Genomic DNA, 20438 nt, shown 5'->3' on the forward strand with positions numbered 1-20438 from the left:
ATTATATTTTAGAATAATTTAGTCTAAAATCTCAGTTACCTGACCAGCACCAACGGTACGGCCACCTTCCCGGATCGCAAAACGTAAGCCTTTTTCCATCGCTACTTTGTTAATTAACTTAACAGTAATAGTAATGTTATCACCAGGCATCACCATTTCTACCCCTTCTGGCAATACAATTTCACCCGTTACGTCAGTAGTACGCAGGTAAAATTGCGGGCGATATTTATTAAAGAATGGCGTGTGACGTCCGCCTTCTTCTTTCGACAGTACGTAAACTTCTGCTTTGAATTCTTGGTGAGGTTTAACAGATCCTGGCTTACAGATTACCATACCCCGACGGATCTGTTCTTTGTCAATACCACGAAGTAGTAAACCTACGTTATCACCAGCTTCACCTCTGTCCAAAATTTTGCGGAACATTTCTACCCCAGTTACAACAGACTTTAAGCCTTCTGCACCCATGCCCAGGATATCAACTTGCTCACCAGAGTTAATGATACCACGTTCTATACGGCCAGTTGCTACAGTACCACGTCCAGTAATTGAGAACACGTCTTCTACTGGCATCAGGAAGGGCAGATCAGTTAAACGGGTCGGAATTGGAATAAAGCTATCTACCGCATCCATCAACTCTTCAATAGTAGTTACCCATTTAGCATCGCCATTTAAGCCACCTAATGCAGAACCTTGAATTATTGGAATATTATCTCCATCAAAATCGTAGAATGATAATAATTCCCGGATTTCCATTTCAACTAGTTCTAATAATTCTGGATCGTCTACCATGTCCACTTTGTTCATGAAAACAACTAATTGTGGTACACCTACCTGACGAGCTAACAGAATGTGCTCGCGAGTTTGTGGCATTGGCCCATCAGTAGCAGCCACTACCAGGATAGCACCATCCATTTGAGCCGCACCAGTTACCATGTTTTTTACATAGTCCGCGTGACCTGGACAGTCTACGTGTGCATAGTGACGATTAGCAGTAGAATATTCTACGTGCGAGGTGTTAATAGTAATACCGCGTTCTTTTTCTTCGGGAGCGTTATCGATAGAGGAGAAATCTCTTTTCTCGGCAAGACCTTTGTTCGCTAAAACCTGAGTGATAGCGGCAGTCAGGGTTGTTTTACCGTGGTCAACGTGCCCGATGGTACCGATGTTAACGTGCGGCTTCGAGCGATCAAAATTTTCTTTTGCCATTTTATTTTTATTGTTGAATTGTTAAATTTTATTTTTCTTTAATATACAAAACCGCTTAACAAGCACATAGCTTGGCTAAGCGGGAAATGTTATTGAGCCAACGATGGGAATTGAACCCACGACCCCTTCCTTACCAAGGAAGTACTCTACCCCTGAGCTACGTCGGCAGCACGCAAGAACACAGCCTCTAAATGCCCTGTTCTTGCGTGTTGGTGTTAGAGCGGGAGACGAGGTTCGAACCCGCGACCTACAGCTTGGAAGGCTGTCGCTCTACCAACTGAGCTACTCCCGCTTGTAATGATTAAGAATAAAGATTTTTTTTAAAATTCTAAATCTTATTTGGTGTGGGGAGAGAAGGATTCGAACCTTCGAAGTATCACTACAACGGAGTTACAGTCCGTCCCATTTGGCCGCTCTGGAATCTCCCCGGCATACATTAATTTAAAGAACTTTTCTTTCTTAACAGCAAGGCTATTTCGTAAGGAGTTGCAAAATTAGATGGTTTTTTTTCTTTGTCAAACTTTTCTTTAAAAATGTTTACAGATTTTAACTGCTTTGAAACGTGTATATTTTTAAATTTTTTAATTATTACTAGTATCCTCTCTGTACCAGCTAGTTGCTAAATTATTTAATTTTAATAATTTATTATGGTATGTTACTGTAAATACGGATTAGTTTAGGATCTTTCTCTTTCGATTTAATATCTGCTAATAATTTTCTTTGCTCTTCAGAATCTGAAGCAATGCTTAATGCTTGGAATGCAGCTAGCCGGATGAAATAAGTTTCATGATTTCTTGCCATGTCTTCGAGCTTTGTTAAACCTTTCTTAATATCTAACTGCGAACCAAAGTTCATCAGAAAGCCTCCAAAATTTTGCGTAAAGAAGTATAAGTTCTCCCCCTTTACAACATCAATATTTCTCATGAACCAATCTAACTGGGTGGGATTACCAAAGCGCGCATAATAACCAGATAAAGCTTTTAACAATTCGCCACTGGTAACATTATCAAACTGTTTTAATTTAGCTGCTGCTGCTTCGTTTTTAGTTGTTATTAATCCTTCAATACCAGCTGCTACTACCGCATACGATGAATCGGAAAGCGATTGTTCTAATACGGAAGCAACAGCAGGGTTGGGCAGAGCAGTAATAGCTGTAATAGCATCGGCACGCACAACACTCTTTTTATCGTTCTTAGCTATGGTTTGCAATTCCTGAAACAGGGCATTAAGCTCTGGTCCGGTATATTTAGCTAGTGCTGCTAAAGCTGCTGAACGGATTTGATGCGTTTCATCTTGTAAAGCGGCTCGCATCATTGCTAAGACTTTTGGCTCATTTACTTTATCCGTCAGCTTAGTAATAGCTTCGTACTTTGGCAAATACTGATTAACATTATAAAACTGATACATTAATTCGGCATCGGTTTTTGGCTGGTTTATTTTGCCCAGTAACTGTTGCTGTGCATCGAACACTACTAAATCCGGTTTAGCCTCTGCAGGAAAATGGAAGGATTGCTGAGCTTTAGTAATAGTAATAGCGTGCTCTTTTTTCTGCTTACCATTCCAGACAGCTATTGTTAAAGGCAAGCGATAAATAGGCGTATAAAGGGAATCTTGCTGCTGCGTAACAGTTATCTGCACCTGGCCGTTTTGGTAAGCATGCACTACTTTTAAGTCCGGGTGACCCGGTTTTAGAAACCATTGATCAAAAAACCAGTTGAGATCTTCGCCGGTTACATCTTCAAAGGCCATACGCAGTTCCGCTAACTCCACCGAGGTAAACTGATTTGCCTTTAGATAATTCTGTAAAGCAGTAAAAAAGGCATCATCGCCCACATAATTTCGGAGCATGTGCAGCACCCGGCCACCTTTCGCGTACGAATGGCTATCGAACATATCTTCTTTATCCTGGTAATGATACCGGATTAAAGGTTCTTGTTTGGTTTCGGCTTCGGCTAAGTATTCGTTCAGTTCTTTTAAATTCAGTGCATCTGCTGAGGGTTTGCCATATTTATGTTCTTCCCACAAGTATTCGCTGTAATTAGCAAAAGATTCATTTAAAGGCAGGTTGGCCCAACTTTCCAGGGTAACTAAATCACCAAACCATTGATGAAATAATTCGTGCGCAATAATAAAATCCCAGTTAGTATCCAATAATTCCCGCCTAGATAATTGTAAACTTTCCATGAAAACCGAAGCGGTGGTATTTTCCATAGCTCCCGAAACATAATCGCGTACTACCACCGAAGCATACTTCTGCCACGGAAAATCAACCCCTAATTTTTTTGAAAAAAACTCCATCATTTCGGGAGTATTTCCAAAGACAGCCTTCGCCGTATTTTTAAATTTTGGCTCTACGTAGTAGTCTACATTTAAATTTCGCCACTTATCGTGCACCACCGCAAACTCCCCAACGGCCACCATGGCCAGGTACGGAGCGTGCGGCTTATCCATCTTCCAGTAATCAGTACGGGTACCATTTAAATTTTTCACGGAACTCACCAGCAAACCATTCGAGAGAGTCGTGTATTGCGGGTCTACGGTCAGGTAAATTTCCTGGGTCATCCGCTCGTTAGGGGAATCAATGGTGGGCATCCAGGCCGAGTTAGCTTCGGTTTCGCCTTGGGTCCAGATTTGTTTCGGTTTGTTAGCTTCGTTGCCCCGCGGATTGATAAAATATAAACCTTTATCGGAAGTGATCGCGGCACTGCCTTTTACTTGTAGGTTATTGGGGTTAGCTACATAATTAATCTGAATTTTATATTCCTGGTTACGGGTATATTGTTTATCGAGCTTTACGGTGAGTTTCAGCTTATCGTATGTGTATTGCAAGTCTTTATTTGTAGTACCGCTTACCAATTTTACGTTTTGAATAGTAAAACCTTTGGCATCCAGTACAGCCGTATTTTGCGGATAAAAGAAAGGCTTTAAAGTTAAAATGGCTTCTCCGATAGCTTGTTGCTTGCTCCAGTCGAAACGAATTTTAAGCTGGGTATGAATTAAGTCGGATAAACGGGTAGTAGTGGGATGATAAGATCCCGGCTTAGATACCCATTCCGGAATACTATCCGACTGCTGTCGAGCAACGGTATCCATTAAGGGGGTTGGTGCAGCAGTAATGGTGTTAGCAGTTGTACTGTTATTTGGTGCTTGAAAAGTTGCCTGATTGGTTTTACATCCTACTCCCCAAAAGATGATCATTATTAAACGAAGCACGCCCCAAAACTTCTCATGCATATTCTTAAATGTTTTAAATTTGCCGGCAATTTCTACATTTACTTCCGGATTTCAATTATATTTGAGCCCCAAAAGAATATCATTACTATGCTACAAGTAAAAACTGCTAACGGAAAAGTATGGCAGGTTGATATTAAAAAAGACGTAATACTTGTAGATAATTCCTCTTTTTCTTGGGATCTGGTGCCCCTTGGTTTAAACCGTTTTCATATTATTTATAACCATCAATCTTTTAACGCTGAGTTAATTAAAGCTGATTACGCTGCTAAAACATTCACAATTAAAGTGAATGGTTTTTTGCACGAATTAGCTTTGCAAGATCGCTTTGATCTGCTTCTGGAAAAAATGGGCATGAGCCAGGTTAATTCCAAGAAAATTAACGAAGTAAAAGCGCCTATGCCGGGTTTAATCCTGGATATAAAAGTATCGGTTGGTCAGGAAGTAAAAAAAGGCGATCCACTGGTAATTTTAGAAGCCATGAAAATGGAAAATATTTTAAAATCGCCGGACGATGGTACAGTAAAGGCTATCAAAGTGGCGGTACGCCAGAACGTAGAAAAGAATCAGGTAATTCTGGAATTTTAAATCATAATTTAGTTTGAAGGGCAAAAGGTTTAAGAGTTAAAACTTACACAATTTTTAAATTTTATCCTTCCGGCACAATCAGATACATAATTATTACCCGACTAATAACTATTACATCGAAAAGTATAACAACATTATTTATATAATCTGTGGTCAGTTGACTATGGACTGTGGACAAAATTCAATAATCAATTATAAACCTATAGCCTACCGGCCATAGACTGTGGACTAAATGAAATACAAACGAATTCTTTTAAAACTAAGTGGTGAAGCGCTCATGGGCGAGCAACAATATGGCATCGACACCAAACGATTGATCCAATATGCGCACGAAATTAAAAGTGCTGCTGAACTAGGTGCCGAGATAGCTGTAGTAATTGGGGGTGGTAACATTTACCGGGGCTCCCAAGCCGAATCCATGGGATTAGATCGGGTACAAGGCGATTATATGGGTATGTTGGCCACCGTAATTAACAGCATGGCGCTGCAAAGTGCGCTCGAAAAAGAAGGCATTACCACCCGTTTACTTTCCGGCATTAACATTCAACAAGTTTGTGAGCCGTACATCCGGCGGCGGGCCATGCGCCACCTTGAAAAAGGCCGGGTTGTAATCTTTGGCGCGGGTATTGGTAGCCCGTACTTTACCACCGACTCAGCGGCAAGTTTGCGGGCCGTAGAAATTGAAGCCGATGTAGTTTTAAAAGGAACCCGGGTAGACGGAATTTACACCGCCGATCCGGAAAAAAACCCGGATGCCGTTCGTTTTACACACCTTACTTTTCAGGATGTTTTTGAAAAAAATCTGAACGTCATGGACATGACAGCTTTTACCCTTTGCAAAGAAAACGACTTACCTATTATTGTCTTCGATATGAATCGGGCTGGTAATTTACGACGTATTTTAGAAGGCGACGATTCGGTGGGAACTCTAGTATCTTCCTGAAAATTTATTATTTGTTGTACTCCCTACATTTTGTAGTTAACCAAAATATTGCTTTTTTACGTACGTTCTGCGTTTAGTTTTTAACGACGCTCATTTTATTCATAACTTAAAAGTATGGAAGAAGAAATTCAGTTTTATCTCAGCGAAGCAGAAGAATCGATGGCAAAAGCTTTGCAGCACACCAGCATTGAATTAAGTAAAATCCGGGCGGGTAAAGCTTCGCCAGCCATGATTGAAGATTTAAAAGTAGATTATTACGGCACGGCCACTCCCATTTCGCAAGTAGCCAATATTAGCACGCCCGATACCCGTACCTTATTAATTAAACCTTGGGAAAAAAATATGCTGGGCGAAATTAACAAAGCGATTAAAAATAGCGATTTGGGACTAAACCCCTTACAAGAAGCCGATGCTGTACGTTTAAATATTCCGGCCTTAACCGAACAACGTCGCCGGGATTTAGTAAAACAAGCGAAAGGTGAAGGCGAAAGCGGCAAAGTACGGGTGCGTAATATTCGCAAAGATGTTAATGAATCACTTCGCAAGCTTTTAAAAGAAGGAGCTGCCGAAGACGCGATTAAAGATGCGGAGGTTAAAGTACAAAAACTGACCGATTCCTACATTGTAAAGGTAGATGATTTACTAAGCAAGAAAGAAACCGAAATAATGACTATTTGATAATTGCTCCAAGCACATACAGCAGAGCCCTTTTGCCAACAGCAAAAGGGCTCTTTGCTTTATGGTTATAAACAAAAATTTAAAAAAATAGATCGCTTACACTATTCAATCCATAACTCTTCTATTAACCCGTCCAAAAACAGCAGATTTTAAAAAATTATATCTTGATTCTTTATTTTTTAAATTTTAGATGATCCCGGAAGGGTTCAAATCCGCTGCAAACAAAAAAAAGAATTAAAACTGGTAAAAACCTTATCTTACCGCAGCAAAGCTTCGTTTATCGTGACATATGATTTACGCAAGAATATAGCCTGTATGGAAGAAATAGAAAACACGCCCCAATTAGTAAAAGATGATGGTTGGCTTAGTCCTTTTGCCCCAGATATAATAGAGCGTCAAAATCAGTTTAATCTAACTTTAGAGCAAATACAGCAGCAATACGGTTCCCTCCGCCATTTTGCAAATCAGCACCAGTATCTCGGTATTAACTACGATGCTAAAAACGAAGGTTGGTGGTACCGCGAATGGGCGCCGGCGGCTAGGCAACTCTTCCTGATTGGTGATTTTAACGATTGGAACCGCCAATCGCACTCTTTGCAGAAGAACGCCCAAGGTATTTGGGAAATTTTTTTACCCGATCAGGAATATGCCAGCCGGTTTGGCCACCAAACAAAAGTAAAAGTACACGTTGATGCTGCCAACGGAAGACTCGATCGAATTCCACCTTATATCCGGCGCGCGGTTCAGGACCCGGTGAGTTATGATTTTGCCGGTCAGGTTTGGTTACCCGAAGAACCGTTTATCTGGACCGACGAAGCTTTTGCTGTCTCCACTATTACCGAACCCGTCATTTATGAATGCCATGTGGGTATGGCGCAGGAAAAAGAAGGCGTAGGTACCTACCGCGAGTTTGCCGACGAAATTTTACCCCGCATTGCCCGGGGTGGTTATAATTGCCTCCAACTTATGGCCGTCATGGAACATCCGTACTACGGTTCGTTTGGCTACCATGTCTCTAACTTTTTTTCACCGACTTCCCGTTTTGGCTCGCCCGAAGATTTAAAATATTTAGTTAACGAAGCACATCAGCTCGGCATGGCCGTTATTATGGATGTAGTCCATTCGCACGCGGTAAAAAATGTGGCCGAAGGTTTAGCTAACTTCGATGGGTCCGATGACCAATATTTTCATTCGGGGCCGCAAGGTTTCCACCCAGGTTGGGATTCCCGGTTATTTAATTATGGCAAACCCGAAGTTCGGCAATTTTTATTATCAAATTTAAAATACTGGCTCGAAGAATTTCACTTCGATGGCTTCCGTTTCGATGGCGTTACTTCTATGCTCTATCTGCATCACGGCGAAGGCGTAGCTTTTGATAATTATAGTAAATATTTCCAGGAAGGCGTAGATAACGATGCTATTTTGTACCTGCAGTTAGCCACCAGTCTGGTACAGGAAGTAAAACCCGGAGCTATTTGTATTGCCGAAGACATGAGCGGGATGCCGGGCCTTTGCCGACCCATCGACCACGGAGGCGTTGGTTTTGATTACCGGTTGGGTATGGGAATACCGGATTATTGGATTAAATTATTAAAACACACTCGCGACGAAGATTGGAATATTTATGAAATGTGGGGCGTATTGACCAATCGGCGTTACCTCGAAAAAACCATTGCCTACGCCGAATCGCACGACCAAGCTTTAGTGGGTGATAAAACGCTGGCCTTTTGGCTCATGGATAAAGAAATGTACTTTCACATGAGTGTAGATGATCCTAATTTAGTTATCGACCGGGGCATTGCCTTGCATAAACTAATCCGGTTAATTACTATTTCCTTAGGCGGCGAAGGTTATTTAAACTTTATCGGTAATGAATTCGGGCATCCCGAGTGGGTGGATTTTCCACGGGAAGGTAATAACTGGAGCCATAAACACGCCCGCCGGCAATGGTCGCTGATTGATAACCCTAATTTAAAATACAAGTTTATGGGTAATTTTGATCGGGCAATGATTAAAACTATTCTGCAAAACCATGTTTTAGCTGCACCACAGGCGCAACAACTTAACATGGACACCGCAAATAATATTATTGCTTTTGAGCGGGCCAACTTAATCTTTGTTTTTAACTTTAGTATTCAAAATTCCCTATTCGGCTATACTTTTACAGTACCGCAACCCGGAACTTACCAACTTATCCTTACTTCTGATGAGGCTGATTTTGGGGGATTTAACCGCATCGATACCAGCATAGAATATTTCACTTACGAAGAAGAAGGCGTTTCTAAATTACGCATTTACAGTACCAATCGCACCGCACTGGTATTTAAAAAGAAGTAAAAAGCTTAAACCATTATATTTTTTAAATTTTAATTATTCCATTATCAGAAGCAGGAGCTACTCCTGCTTTTTTTATGGATATATCTTTATAGATTTTTAAATAGAAAAACACAAAATTTTAAAAAAATGCAACTAAGATAATAATCCGTTATTCTAAATATATAATTAGCAAGTAGCTTTTCTAATAATGCCGTTTTTGAAATAAAATATTGTAAATTGTTTACAATTAATTGTAAATATAACCTCCTTTTAAATTTAAATAATGGACAGAAGAGAAGCTATGCTGCGAGTGGCTGCTTTAATGGGTAGTGCCATTTCCGCTCCGCTCCTATCCGGCCTGTTGTACAGTTGCGAAACTAAAACCAGCAACAACCAAGACACTAAAACCACTACCCTTGTCTCGGATAAGCATAAGGCCATGATTCAGGAAATCACCGAAATTATTATTCCGGCTACCAGTACTCCTGGTGCTAAAGAAGCCAAAGTACCGGAATATGTGTTAATTATGTTGGCTGATTGCTATCCGGAAAAAGACCAGCAACGGTTTTTTAAAGGTTTAGATACCCTGGACGAACGCGCCAAACAAGCGCACGGCACCGAATTCCTGGACTGCAAACCTGAACAGCAATTGGCTTTACTAAACAAAGAAGATGCTTTAGCCAAAGCCGAACGTGACGAGCAAAACAGAATAAAAGCCCAGGCTAAAACGCGGGAAGAAAAAGAGAAAGAAGTGGAGCCCTCCTTCTTTTCAATGATGAAGGAAATGACTTTAGTAGGTTATTTTACTTCGGAACCAGGCGCCACCAAAGCTTTGGCCTACGTGCACGTACCGGGCCGGTTTGAAGGTTGTACCCCCCTGACACCGGGCCAAAAAGGTTGGGCTACTTAATCAAGGCTATTTATTTTCTGAATAGCTCCTTTCATTTATTAAATTTTTAAATTTTTAGCATTTTCTTTTCCATGAATATAAACGGTAAAGCAAAAGAACAAAATACCTATGACGCCATCGTTATTGGTTCCGGCATCAGTGGTGGCTGGGCTGCCAAAGAACTCACCGAAAAGGGTTTAAAAGTGTTATTACTCGAACGGGGCCGTAATGTGGAGCACGTAAAAGATTATACCACCGCCATGAAACACCCCTGGGAATTTGCCCACCGGGGTAAAATTACTTTAGCCCAAAAAGAAACCCATCCTTATTTAAGCCGGGATTATCCTTATAACGAAACCAACGAAAGTTTCTGGATAAACGATAATGATGCGCCTTACAGCGAAAAAAAACGGTTTGATTGGTACCGCGGTAATATTGTGGGTGGCAAATCGATTATGTGGGGCCGGCAATCTTACCGGCTTGCTGACCTGGATTTTGAAGCCAACGCCAAACAAAGTATCGGAGTAGATTGGCCCATCCGGTATAAAGATATAGCGCCTTGGTACGATTACGTTGAAAAATTTGCGGGTATTAGCGGCGCCAAAGAAAATATCCCGCATTTGCCGGATGGCGAGTTTTTACCCCCCATGGAACTCAACTGCGTAGAGAAAGATGTAAAAAAACACATCGAATCTAAGTTCAAAGGCCGGCATTTGACTATCGGGCGGGTAGCTAACTTAACGCAGCCGCACAATGGACGGGCCTCGTGCCAATACCGGAACTTATGTAGCCGCGGTTGCCCCTACGGCGCTTATTTCAGTACGCAGGCTTCTACCCTGCCCGCTGCCATGAAAACGGGTAACCTTACCCTACAGCCACACTCGCTGGTGAGTAACATTATCTTCGATGAAAAATTAAATAAAGCTACCGGCGTAACGGTAATTAATACCCAAACCAGTGCCACCACTGATTACTTTGCCAAAATTATTTTTGTAAACGGTTCAACTTTAGGTACTACTTTCGTTCTGCTCAATTCTATTTCAAATCGTTTCCCCAATGGTTTAGGTAGTTCCAGCGGTCAGTTAGGCCATAATTTAATGGATCATCATTTCCGGATTGGGGCCACCGGCGAAGCCGAAGGTTTTGATGATCAATATTACTACGGTCGTCGTGCAAACGGCATCTATATTCCGCGTTTTAGAAACTTAGGTGATGAAAAACGCGATTACGTTCGGGGCTTTGGTTACCAGGGCGGGGCCAGCCGGGATAGTTGGATGCGTGGAGTAGCCGAAATGGGTATTGGCGCTAACTTTAAAGATGAGCTTTCGAAGCCTGGCCAGTGGAAGATGAACTTAACCGGCTTTGGTGAATGCCTGCCGTATTACGAAAATCAGGTACTCTTAAATAAAGAGACAAAAGATAAGTGGGGCTTACCAACATTGGATATTGATGCCGAGTTTAAAGACAACGAGATGAAAATGCGGAAAGACATGATGAACGATGCCGCCGAAATGCTGGAAGCTGCCGGTCTCAAAAATGTGACCACCTACGATAACGGTTCTTATCCCGGCATGGCTATCCACGAAATGGGTACCGCTCGCATGGGTCGCGATCCAAAAACTTCGGTACTAAATGCTTTTAATCAATTGCACGAAGTAAAAAATGTATTTGTAACCGATGGCGCCTGCATGACTTCAGCTGCCTGTCAAAATCCATCGCTTACCTACATGGCCTTAACGGCCCGGGCTGCTGATTTTGCCGTTAAAGAACTGAAGAAAGGTAATATCGCCTGATAAATTCACAAACCAATAACAGAAAAGGCCGACTAAATGTCGGCCTTTTCTGTTATTCAAGTAATAATCAACAATAAAATTTAAAAAATCAGGCTTGCTCTACTACTTTTTCCAGAACATCCAGAATTTCTTCGGAGGTTTTTTCCCAGGTAAGAGATTCAATATCCTGGTACGAATCAGCAATTACTTTTTCGCGTAAAGCTTCATCTTCCAGTAAAGCAAGAATGTGCGCAGCCATAGTTTCAATATCATTGTAATCTGCTTTTAAAGCACTGTGCAGTACTTCCGCGGCCCCTGATTGGTTAGAGATAACCGCCGGCACCCCAAACTGTGCTGCTTCTATGGCGGATAAGCCAAAAGGCTCCGATACCGAAGGCATACAATACACATCCGCAATAGCCAATAAGTTTTCTACTTTCTCGCGATCCAGGAAGCCGGTAAATTCAAATTTGTTATCCAGTTGTAAATATTGGTCTGAGGTTAACAGTTCTTGCAACTGATTACCCGTGCCCGCCATTACAAATTGCACATCTTTGTTTTTCTCCAATACTTTGGCGGCAATGTCTAGGAAATAGGCGGCACCTTTTTGTTCGGTTATCCGGCCCAAAAACAAAACAATTTTATCTGCGTCCGGTGCTTTATCTTTCCGAACCGGTTGCTTCGAGTCTATGCCATTGTAAACTGGTTGTATCCGCTCCGGCAAAATACCATACTGGGTTTGTATGATTTTAGCCGTATACTCACTTACCGGAATAATAAAATCGGCTTTATCCAAAGCTTGTTTTTCCAATTCGTAAATCCAGCCTTGGCTGTCTTTACCGGCCCGGTCGTAGCTTAAAGAGTGCACGTGCACGACTAATGGTTTGCCGCTCACCAATTTTAACTCTACCCCCGCTAAAAAGGTCATCCAATCGTGGGCATAAATAATATCAAAATCTTTATGCGAAGCCAGCCGGGTAGCATAGCGGGCATATTGAATAACCGCGGAGTTGGCATCCATTTTTTCCAGGCTGGTGTGGCCAAATACATTTAATTCTTCCACCGGCTCGGTAATGGTTACTGGATGATAAGCAACTTTAACCGGTGGAGTTGTGGTAGCTGTATTTTCTATTAGTTCGCTCTTTGTTTCCGGTACAATAGTCAATGCTTCTTCAGCATTTTCGTAAGGCAGAATATTAGCGGGTACATACATCACATCACCAAAAGCAGAATACTCCGGCTTAGTAAACGCTGCTTTAATGTTTTGAATATCGATGTTGTTAAGGCCCGTTAAATCAACATTTTGCAAAATAAAATCCGGATCCGATTTAGGTAGGATCAGCGTAAGATCGACCTTTCCGGCCAGAGATTTAGAGATACCATAACAGGCAGCACCCAATCCGCCGGCAACAATTGGGGGAAATTCCCAACCTAACATCAATACTTTTAGCTTTCTCATGTAAGTAACTTCTTTAACAACGTCTGAAATAGAACCAATAAATTATTTATTTATGAATTATTCTTATTTACTAAGTAAATAATCAAAAAATGCTATATATATTTGTTATATTTCTTTATTAAACTAAACATTCCAAAGAAGTATACGAGAATTCAACTTCTCTACTTACCTTTAACAACAACGAATTTTTAGTTAGATTTTAAACATTAACCACAATAAAGTTAATGCATTTAATAATATCGTAATTTTTTTACGAATTTAGTAAAGAATTATGAAAACGAATAAATATTTTTAAAATTATTATTTTTTTTCTTATTCAATTCTATTCTGCTGCTCATCAACTAAATAAAGTTTAATGCCATTATATGGAAAATATAATCCACGAAGGTAATTACATGATAAATGACCTGACAAACAGAAAAGGAGAACTGTTTCCGGGTACTATACTGGATTGCAAACACGAAAATAATAACTTTTACTTTTACTGCGATAACAATGTTATTCTGCATATAAAAGCTTTAACCGATAAAATAATCCGGTTTCGGTACGCAGTGGATGGTGATTTTCCGAAAGATTTTTCTTATGCTTTATCTGATGCTTACCAGCCGGAAAAACCAACGTTGGAATTTAAAGAAAAAACCGATCATTTTCGCATTACTACCAACCGAATTATAATAACCATCTGGAAAGAAAATCTGTCGGTTAGAATACTAGATAAATCGGGTACCATTCTTATTGAAGACGAAAGAGGCTTTCATTGGGAGTATGATCAAACAACCGGAAACGATGTTGTTAAAATAAGTAAAAAAGTACAAAGTGGCGAGCATTATTACGGGCTCGGCGACAAAGCCTTTAACATGAACCTGCGAGGCCGGCGGGTGCAAAATTGGGGAAGCGATACCTACGGCTACGGCAAAAACTCGGATCCGCTTTACAAGAACATTCCTTTTTACATTGGCTTACACCAGAAAATAGCTTACGGCATGTTCTTCGATAACAGCTTCCGGAGTTATTTTGACTTTGCTGCGGAACGCAGCAACGTAACCAGCTATTGGGCACAAGGCGGCGAAATGAATTATTATTTTATTTACGGCCCCGAACTAATAGAAGTAACGGCCCAATACACCAACCTAACCGGTAAACCCGAATTACCGCCGCTTTGGGCCTTAGGTTACCACCAGTGCAAGTGGAGTTATTACCCGGAACAAAAAGTAAAAGAAATCGCCGCCAATTTCCGGGAGCGCCAGATTCCCTGCGACGCCATTTACCTGGATATTGATTACATGGAAGGTTTCCGGTGTTTTACCTGGAGCAAAGACCGTTTTCCAGATCCAAAACGCATGGTGCAGGAACTAGCCCAAGATGGCTTTAAAACTATTGTCATTATCGATCCGGGCATAAAAATAGATAAAGACTACTGGGTGTATCAGGAAGGGCTCGCCAATGATTATTTTTGCCGCCGCGCCGATGGACCACTGATGAAAGGCTCGGTATGGCCTGGTCTGTGCAACTTTCCGGATTATACCCGCCCCAACGTGCGGGAATGGTGGGCAGGTTTATTTAAAGAACTAATAGCAACCGGGATAAAGGGGGTTTGGAACGACATGAACGAACCCGCCGTTTTTGAGCAAGGTACTTTTCCGGATGATGTGCGTTTTGATCACGATGGCCACCCGTGTAGTCATAAAAAAGCGCATAATATTTACGGCATGCAGATGGCCCGCGCTACTTACCAGGGCGTAAAAAAATATGCTTACCCCAACCGGCCGTTTACCATAACCCGCTCGGGTTATTCCGGAGTGCAGCGTTTTGCCGCTACCTGGACCGGTGATAACATCGCCAGTTGGGAACACATGTGGCTGGCCAATATTCAATGCCAGCGTTTAAGTATTTCGGGTTATTCTTTTGCCGGCTCCGATATTGGCGGATTTATTGAAACACCTTCCGGGGAGTTATACATTCGTTGGTTAGCGTTAGGTGTATTTCATCCTTTTTGCCGGACTCATTCTTCCGGCGACCATGGCGAGCAAGAGCCTTGGTCGTTTGGCGACGAAAATACCGATTTAGCCCGCAAGTTTATTCAGCTCCGTTACCAGCTAATGCCTTACATGTATACTACCTTCTGGCAGTATACAACCTTCGGCACTCCCATGCTCAAACCTTTAGTTTACCTGGACCAGTACGATTCCGAAACTTACTTACGCATGGCCGAATTTGGATTAGGTGACAATTTGCTGGTTTGCCCGATTACACAACCTGAAGCCGATGGCCGCTGGCTGTATTTACCGCGTGGTAACTGGTATTATTACTGGACCGACGAATTAGTGGTGGGCGGAAAAGAAGTGTGGGCCGAAGCCAAATTGGATCGCATTCCCTTGTATGTGCAAGCGGGCGCCGTTATTCCCATGTACCCGATAAGGCAATACGTAGGCGAAAAGGCTATTGAAGAATTAACTTTACACGTGTATCATAAAAACGGGGCACACCAAAGCACTTTGTTCGAAGATGCCGGCGATGGCTATGGCTATCAAAATGGGGAATGCCTGGTAAAGAAATTTGCTACCGTGGGCACTACGCAAAGTCTGAATGTGCAGCAAACTGTTTCGGGTAATTTTATTCCTACTTATCATACCTGTAAGATCGTGTTACACGGTTTACCTTTCGAGGTAACCCTTACGATAATAGATGACCAAGCTTTACCGCTCAGCGAGATAATAAGAGACGAAACGCAAAATACTTACACCCTTATCGTAAATGCCAACTTTTTGAGTTTAACTTTCCGGTAAGTGTTGCCTCTAAAACTAAAAAGCCACGGGTTTACACCTGTGGCTTTTTAGTTTTTTTTTAAATTTTAGTTACGATTTAAAGCATTTAAATCTTCAAACGCTTCTTTTAAACGGGCAATAAAGTTCTTTTCCCCTTCGCGTAACCAAACCCGGGGATCATAGTATTTTTTATTCGGGCTATCTTCGCCATCGGGGTTACCAATCTGCGCCTGCAGGTAGCCTTTCTTGCTTTCGTAATAATTCCGGATACCATCCCAGAAAGCCCATTGCATATCGGTATCAATATTCATTTTAACGGCACCGTACTCAATCGCTTCTTTAATTTTGTGTTTCTCAGAGCCGGAGCCACCGTGGAACACAAAATTCACCGGATTAGAGCCGGTTCCAAATTTCTGTTGAATGTATTCCTGCGAATTTTTTAAAATTTCGGGACGAAGCTCTACGTTACCGGGTTTATAAACGCCGTGTACGTTACCAAAAGCCGCCGCAATGGTAAAATGTTCGCTAATAGCTTTTAAGGTTTCGTAAGCATAAGCTACGTGCTCCGGTTGGGTATATAAATGCGAGGCATCTACATCCGAGTTGTCTACGCCGTCTTCTTCGCCGCCGGTTACGCCCAACTCAATTTCTACGGTCATCCCCATTTTACTCATCCGCTCTAAATAACGGGCACACGTTTCAATGTTTTCCTGAATATCTTCTTCCGATAAATCGAGCATGTGGGAGCTGTACAACGGTTTGCCGTGTTGCGCGTAAAATTTCTCGCCGGCATCTAGTAAACCATCAATCCAAGGCAGTAATTTTTTTGCAGCGTGGTCGGTGTGTAATACCACCGGTACGCCATACGCTTCGGCCATTAAATGCACGTGCTGGGCTCCCGAAATGCCACCGGCAATAGCGGCTTTCTGGCCATCGTTGTTTAAGCCTTTACCGGCAAAATATTGCGCACCGCCGTTCGAAAACTGAATGATGACCGGGGAATTTACCGCTTTAGCGGTTTCCAGCACCGCATTAACGGTTTCGGTACTAATTACGTTTACTGCCGGCAGGGCAAAATTATTTTCGTTGGCATAATTAAATAAGGCTTGCACATCGTCGCCGAATAATACGCCCGGTTTAAATTTGGTCATCACGTCACTCATTGCTTATAATATAATTAAATAGGTTTACTGAATTTTTAGAAAGAAAGTAATTGGTCTGAATTAATATTTTCTAATTAAACCAGCGCAATACTACTTTTTTTTATCGTAATTAAAAATTTATGCTTTTACTTTTCAACAAAATTACTCCTTTGCTAAAAAATTGATCTACCAGCATAAACTAAACTGATTCTATTTTCTGAATATATTGTTGGTGGGCAAACTCTAACTCGGCTAATAAGGATTCTCGTTGCTGCATTAACCCACTAATTAATTTACGGTCGCGGAAGAATAAGGTCTGTAACTTTAAAGTGGTGCGCACTTTTTTAAATTTTTGATAATAATAAAGCACAAAAAAACCAGCAACTGGTAACATAATTAAAAAAAGCAGCACTACAAACCAGGCGTGTGTAAAGTACCAGACCAAGTAGCACTCCAGGGCATAGAACAAAGGAAAAGTAAAAATACCCGTACTCAACAGAATAGGAGCCGTAAACTCTTCTTCTTCGGTTAAAGCTGCCGCTACTTTGGCCGGCAAGATATAAGGCAAATAGTTGGTAATTAATCCAAAAAGGTACAACGGCAAGCCTATCAAGAAAAACAAACCCGAAGTAAACAACCATTTGCCTAAGTGCCGGTTACCCGCCGCATCGTAAAACACCTGATCGTTTAACCTTAACTGATTTAATTGCGCTAGGTAAGCGGCTAGTTTTTGCTGAATATGTTTTACTCTTTCGGGATGGATATTTTTAAAAAATTCCAGGCTGGCTACAAGGTGCCGGGTTAGTTCAAATTCTTCGACACTGTTATTTACCTGATGGTCGGTTACCAGTTTACTTTTATAAACTGCTTCCACTTGTTTCACTAGTTCGTCATCTTCTTCGGAGTAGGTATGTATAATCTGAGATTCTAATGCCGCCCGAATCTGCTCGGTTAGTAAGCGTACCGCCCGAGTAGAATCTTGCTGGTAAATAGCCGCCAAATCATTCACAACAATAGGGGATGCTATATTTACGAGTACTTTGCTTCGAAATCGGGTAGGCTCCGAATAATTTAAACCCACGGGCAAAATAGTTACTGTTTGCGCAAAATTACTTTGAGCAGCAGCACCCAAAGCAATACGGGCCGCCCCTGTTTTCAAGGGCCGGAGCCGGCGTTCATTAAAACTATTCCCTTCCGGAAAAATCAACAAGGTGCCGTTGGCCTGCAAAAATTCGTAACATTTCTCGAAGATAGCACTGTTGGCTCCAGCCGTAGCCACGCCATCTTCTTTGCGGTACACCGGAATCAGGTTCATTTTGCCGAGTAGCCACTTCCGGAAAGGTGTATTGAAAACAGTACTCTTCGCAATGAAATAAACTTCTTGCCGCAACAACGAAGCAATTACAATCGGGTCCATAAAAGTATTCGGGTGATTGGCTACCAAAAGCAAAGGCCCTTTAGCTGGTAAACTGCCAGATTGCTTTACTTCTATTTTCTGGTAAAAAATTTTTAATGCTAGCCTGAAAATTAATTTAAGAATAAAATAACCCATACTCTCCGCAAAATAACTACTTCTTAACGCTCCCTTGGTAAATATTAAATATACTAAGCTTTCCTTAACAACGGAAACGTAGAAGCTACTTCCGTTCTTAACACTAAAGCATCCCGAATAAAGCATTCTCTTGATCTTCTATACTACTTGGGTCTAAAAAGCTATTAATTTTATATTCCGCTGTTATAATAACCTATATTTTTAAAAATTTATCTTTTTCAAAAGCTATTAGGCCATTTTTAACAGGTAATTATGTCTTAGAACATTATTTTGATAGCATTAATAATGAGGCAGTTTATATTTTAACTCTTTTTATTATAATTTAGTTATTTTTGATCATTAAACCTTATTTATACAGGTGTTTTTCATTAATTATATAATATTTTTAAAAATTTACCTTAAAAAATTAGGCATAATATTAAAATTTTTATTATGTTTGAATCGTACATCAACTAATCTATCACCTCTAATTATTAACCCATGAAAGAAAAATTATCTATCGTTCCCTTTTCATTGCTGGTAATCTTCAGCGTGTTGGGTGTTGCCTTGTCAGGAGTACCCGGAAGCATGCCTACCGAAGGTTTAAATTCGGGCGACGTGGCCTGGATGTTGGCGGCAACCGGTTTAGTTTTATTAATGACTCCGGGCTTAGCCTTGTTTTACGGAGGCATGGTAAATGCTAAAAATGTTATTTCAACGATGCTGCAGAGTTTTATCTGCATGGGGGTTATTAGCATTTTGTGGATTGTAGTGGGCTTTAGCCTGGCCTTTGGCGACTCAATCGGTGGTTTTATCGGCGACCCGCGTACTTATTTTATGTTTAACGGCGTACTCGAAAGCAAGCCTTGGCCTTTAGCCGCCACCATTCCGTTGGTATTATTTGCTTTCTTCCAGCTAAAATTTGCGGTTATTACCCCCGCGCTTATCACGGGCTCTTTTTCCGAAAGAATTCGGTTTACTTCTTATATCTTATTAGCGTGCTTATTCAGCATGTTTATTTACGCGCCTATCGCGCATTGGACCTGGCACCCCGATGGTTTCTTGTTTAAAATGGGCGTGTTAGACTTTGCCGGTGGTACTGTAGTACACATTTCGGCGGGTTGCGCGGCTTTGGCTTCTGCCATGTATTTAGGAAAACGCAAAACCGAGCAAATGCATTCTACTCCGGCTAACATCCCGTTTGTACTGATTGGTACTGGTTTGTTATGGTTCGGATGGTTTGGTTTTAACGCCGGTTCGGCGGTTAGCGCCAGTGGTTTAGCGGCTTCGGCTTTTGCTACTACTAACACGGCGGCCGCTGCGGCTGGTTTAGCCTGGATTTTATTTGATGCATTCCGGGGTAAAAAACCTTCGGCCATGGGCTTTTGTATTGGCGTAGTGGTAGGTTTAGTAGCTATCACTCCGGCTGCGGGCTATGTCGGAATTTCGGTAAGTATTTTTATTGGTACGGTAGCCGCTATCATTAGCAATTTAGCAGTTTCCTGGAGAGGCAAATCCAGCCTGGACGATACGCTGGATGTATTTCCTTGCCACGGCGTGGGTGGCATAGTGGGTATGTTAATGACCGGTATTTTTGCGCACCAAGGCATTAACGCCGCCAACACCACTGGTAATGGTTTGTTCTACGGCGAAACCAAATTATTCCTGATTCACTTAACCGCTTTAGGTATTGTAGTAGCTTTCTCCTTCCTGGGTACTTTTGTACTACTAAAAATAACGGACCTGATTTCTCCGCTGCGCGTATCGCCGGAAGATGAAAACGTTGGTTTAGATGTATCGCAACACGAAGAAAAACTACTGGTTGCCTAATTGAATAAACCTTATTCTAATAAAAAACAAAAGCGGCTTCATTTCTGAAGCCGCTTTTGTTTTTTATTAGAATTTAGTAAATAAATGC

At 41.5% G+C, this 20438-nt stretch carries 13 protein-coding genes and 3 tRNA genes; 8 read left to right on the forward strand and 8 right to left on the reverse strand.

The genetic code is table 11. The features are described 5' to 3' along the window. Window positions 1-18: 18 nt before the first annotated feature. From tuf to AHMF7616_RS16495, 5 genes are all read right to left on the reverse strand, one after another. On the reverse strand, window positions 19-1206 hold the full coding sequence (gene tuf, locus AHMF7616_RS16475; protein ID WP_115373885.1) for an elongation factor Tu: 1188 nt from the start codon (window positions 1204-1206) through the stop codon (window positions 19-21). 95 nt (window positions 1207-1301) lie between these two features. Then, window positions 1302-1373 (reverse strand) — tRNA-Thr (locus AHMF7616_RS16480). 52 nt (window positions 1374-1425) lie between these two features. After that, window positions 1426-1498, reverse strand: a tRNA-Gly gene (locus AHMF7616_RS16485). Between the two features lie 53 nt (window positions 1499-1551). Then, window positions 1552-1634, reverse strand: a tRNA-Tyr gene (locus AHMF7616_RS16490). Between the two features lie 217 nt (window positions 1635-1851). Further along, window positions 1852-4440: a M1 family aminopeptidase gene (locus tag AHMF7616_RS16495; RefSeq protein ID WP_115373886.1), complete on the reverse strand. Its 2589-nt coding sequence runs from the start codon at window positions 4438-4440 to the stop codon at window positions 1852-1854. Between the two features lie 87 nt (window positions 4441-4527). Between AHMF7616_RS16495 and AHMF7616_RS16500 the strand changes: the two genes are divergently transcribed. The 6 genes from AHMF7616_RS16500 (at window position 4528) to AHMF7616_RS16525 (ending at window position 11644) form a co-directional block, all read left to right on the forward strand. Next, the gene (locus tag AHMF7616_RS16500; protein WP_115375652.1) at window positions 4528-5025 is read left to right on the forward strand and encodes an acyl-CoA carboxylase biotin carboxyl carrier protein subunit; all 498 of its coding nucleotides are present in this window, start codon (window positions 4528-4530) and stop codon (window positions 5023-5025) included. Between the two features lie 232 nt (window positions 5026-5257). Next, window positions 5258-5968, forward strand: coding sequence for a UMP kinase (gene pyrH, locus AHMF7616_RS16505; protein ID WP_115373887.1), 711 nt, complete (start codon window positions 5258-5260; stop codon window positions 5966-5968). 114 nt (window positions 5969-6082) lie between these two features. Then, complete coding sequence (gene frr, locus AHMF7616_RS16510) at window positions 6083-6646, forward strand: ribosome recycling factor (RefSeq protein WP_115373888.1); 564 nt, start codon at window positions 6083-6085, stop codon at window positions 6644-6646. Window positions 6647-6961: 315 nt separating this feature from the next. Next, the gene (locus tag AHMF7616_RS16515; protein ID WP_115373889.1) at window positions 6962-8983 is read left to right on the forward strand and encodes an alpha amylase C-terminal domain-containing protein; all 2022 of its coding nucleotides are present in this window, start codon (window positions 6962-6964) and stop codon (window positions 8981-8983) included. A 262-nt stretch (window positions 8984-9245) separates the two neighbouring features. After that, on the forward strand, window positions 9246-9872 hold the full coding sequence (locus tag AHMF7616_RS16520) for a gluconate 2-dehydrogenase subunit 3 family protein (protein WP_115373890.1): 627 nt from the start codon (window positions 9246-9248) through the stop codon (window positions 9870-9872). A gap of 71 nt (window positions 9873-9943) precedes the next feature. Next, on the forward strand, window positions 9944-11644 hold the full coding sequence (locus tag AHMF7616_RS16525) for a GMC oxidoreductase (protein WP_115373891.1): 1701 nt from the start codon (window positions 9944-9946) through the stop codon (window positions 11642-11644). 88 nt (window positions 11645-11732) lie between these two features. Here AHMF7616_RS16525 and AHMF7616_RS16530 read toward each other — a convergent pair whose 3' ends face one another. Beyond that, window positions 11733-13082, reverse strand: a complete 1350-nt coding sequence (locus AHMF7616_RS16530) for a glycosyltransferase (RefSeq protein WP_115373892.1) — start codon at window positions 13080-13082, stop codon at window positions 11733-11735. A gap of 365 nt (window positions 13083-13447) precedes the next feature. Here AHMF7616_RS16530 and AHMF7616_RS16535 point away from each other — a divergent pair, with 365 nt between their 5' ends. Next, entirely contained in the window at window positions 13448-15868 is a 2421-nt protein-coding gene (locus AHMF7616_RS16535) for a glycoside hydrolase family 31 protein (RefSeq protein WP_233507612.1), read from the forward strand. A gap of 65 nt (window positions 15869-15933) precedes the next feature. Here AHMF7616_RS16535 and fbaA read toward each other — a convergent pair whose 3' ends face one another. Together fbaA and AHMF7616_RS16545 are read right to left on the reverse strand one after the other, a co-directional pair. Next, window positions 15934-17010 (reverse strand): class II fructose-bisphosphate aldolase, encoded by a 1077-nt coding sequence (fbaA, locus tag AHMF7616_RS16540; protein ID WP_199474251.1) that lies wholly within the window; start codon window positions 17008-17010, stop codon window positions 15934-15936. A gap of 178 nt (window positions 17011-17188) precedes the next feature. Continuing rightward, complete coding sequence (locus AHMF7616_RS16545; RefSeq protein ID WP_115373893.1) at window positions 17189-18541, reverse strand: lysophospholipid acyltransferase family protein; 1353 nt, start codon at window positions 18539-18541, stop codon at window positions 17189-17191. A 480-nt stretch (window positions 18542-19021) separates the two neighbouring features. Between AHMF7616_RS16545 and AHMF7616_RS16550 the strand changes: the two genes are divergently transcribed. Further along, window positions 19022-20350, forward strand: coding sequence for an ammonium transporter (locus tag AHMF7616_RS16550; protein ID WP_115373894.1), 1329 nt, complete (start codon window positions 19022-19024; stop codon window positions 20348-20350). Window positions 20351-20438: the final 88 nt, after the last annotated feature.

It is taken from the genome of Adhaeribacter pallidiroseus, assembly GCF_003340495.1.
Classification (GTDB): domain Bacteria; phylum Bacteroidota; class Bacteroidia; order Cytophagales; family Hymenobacteraceae; genus Adhaeribacter; species Adhaeribacter pallidiroseus.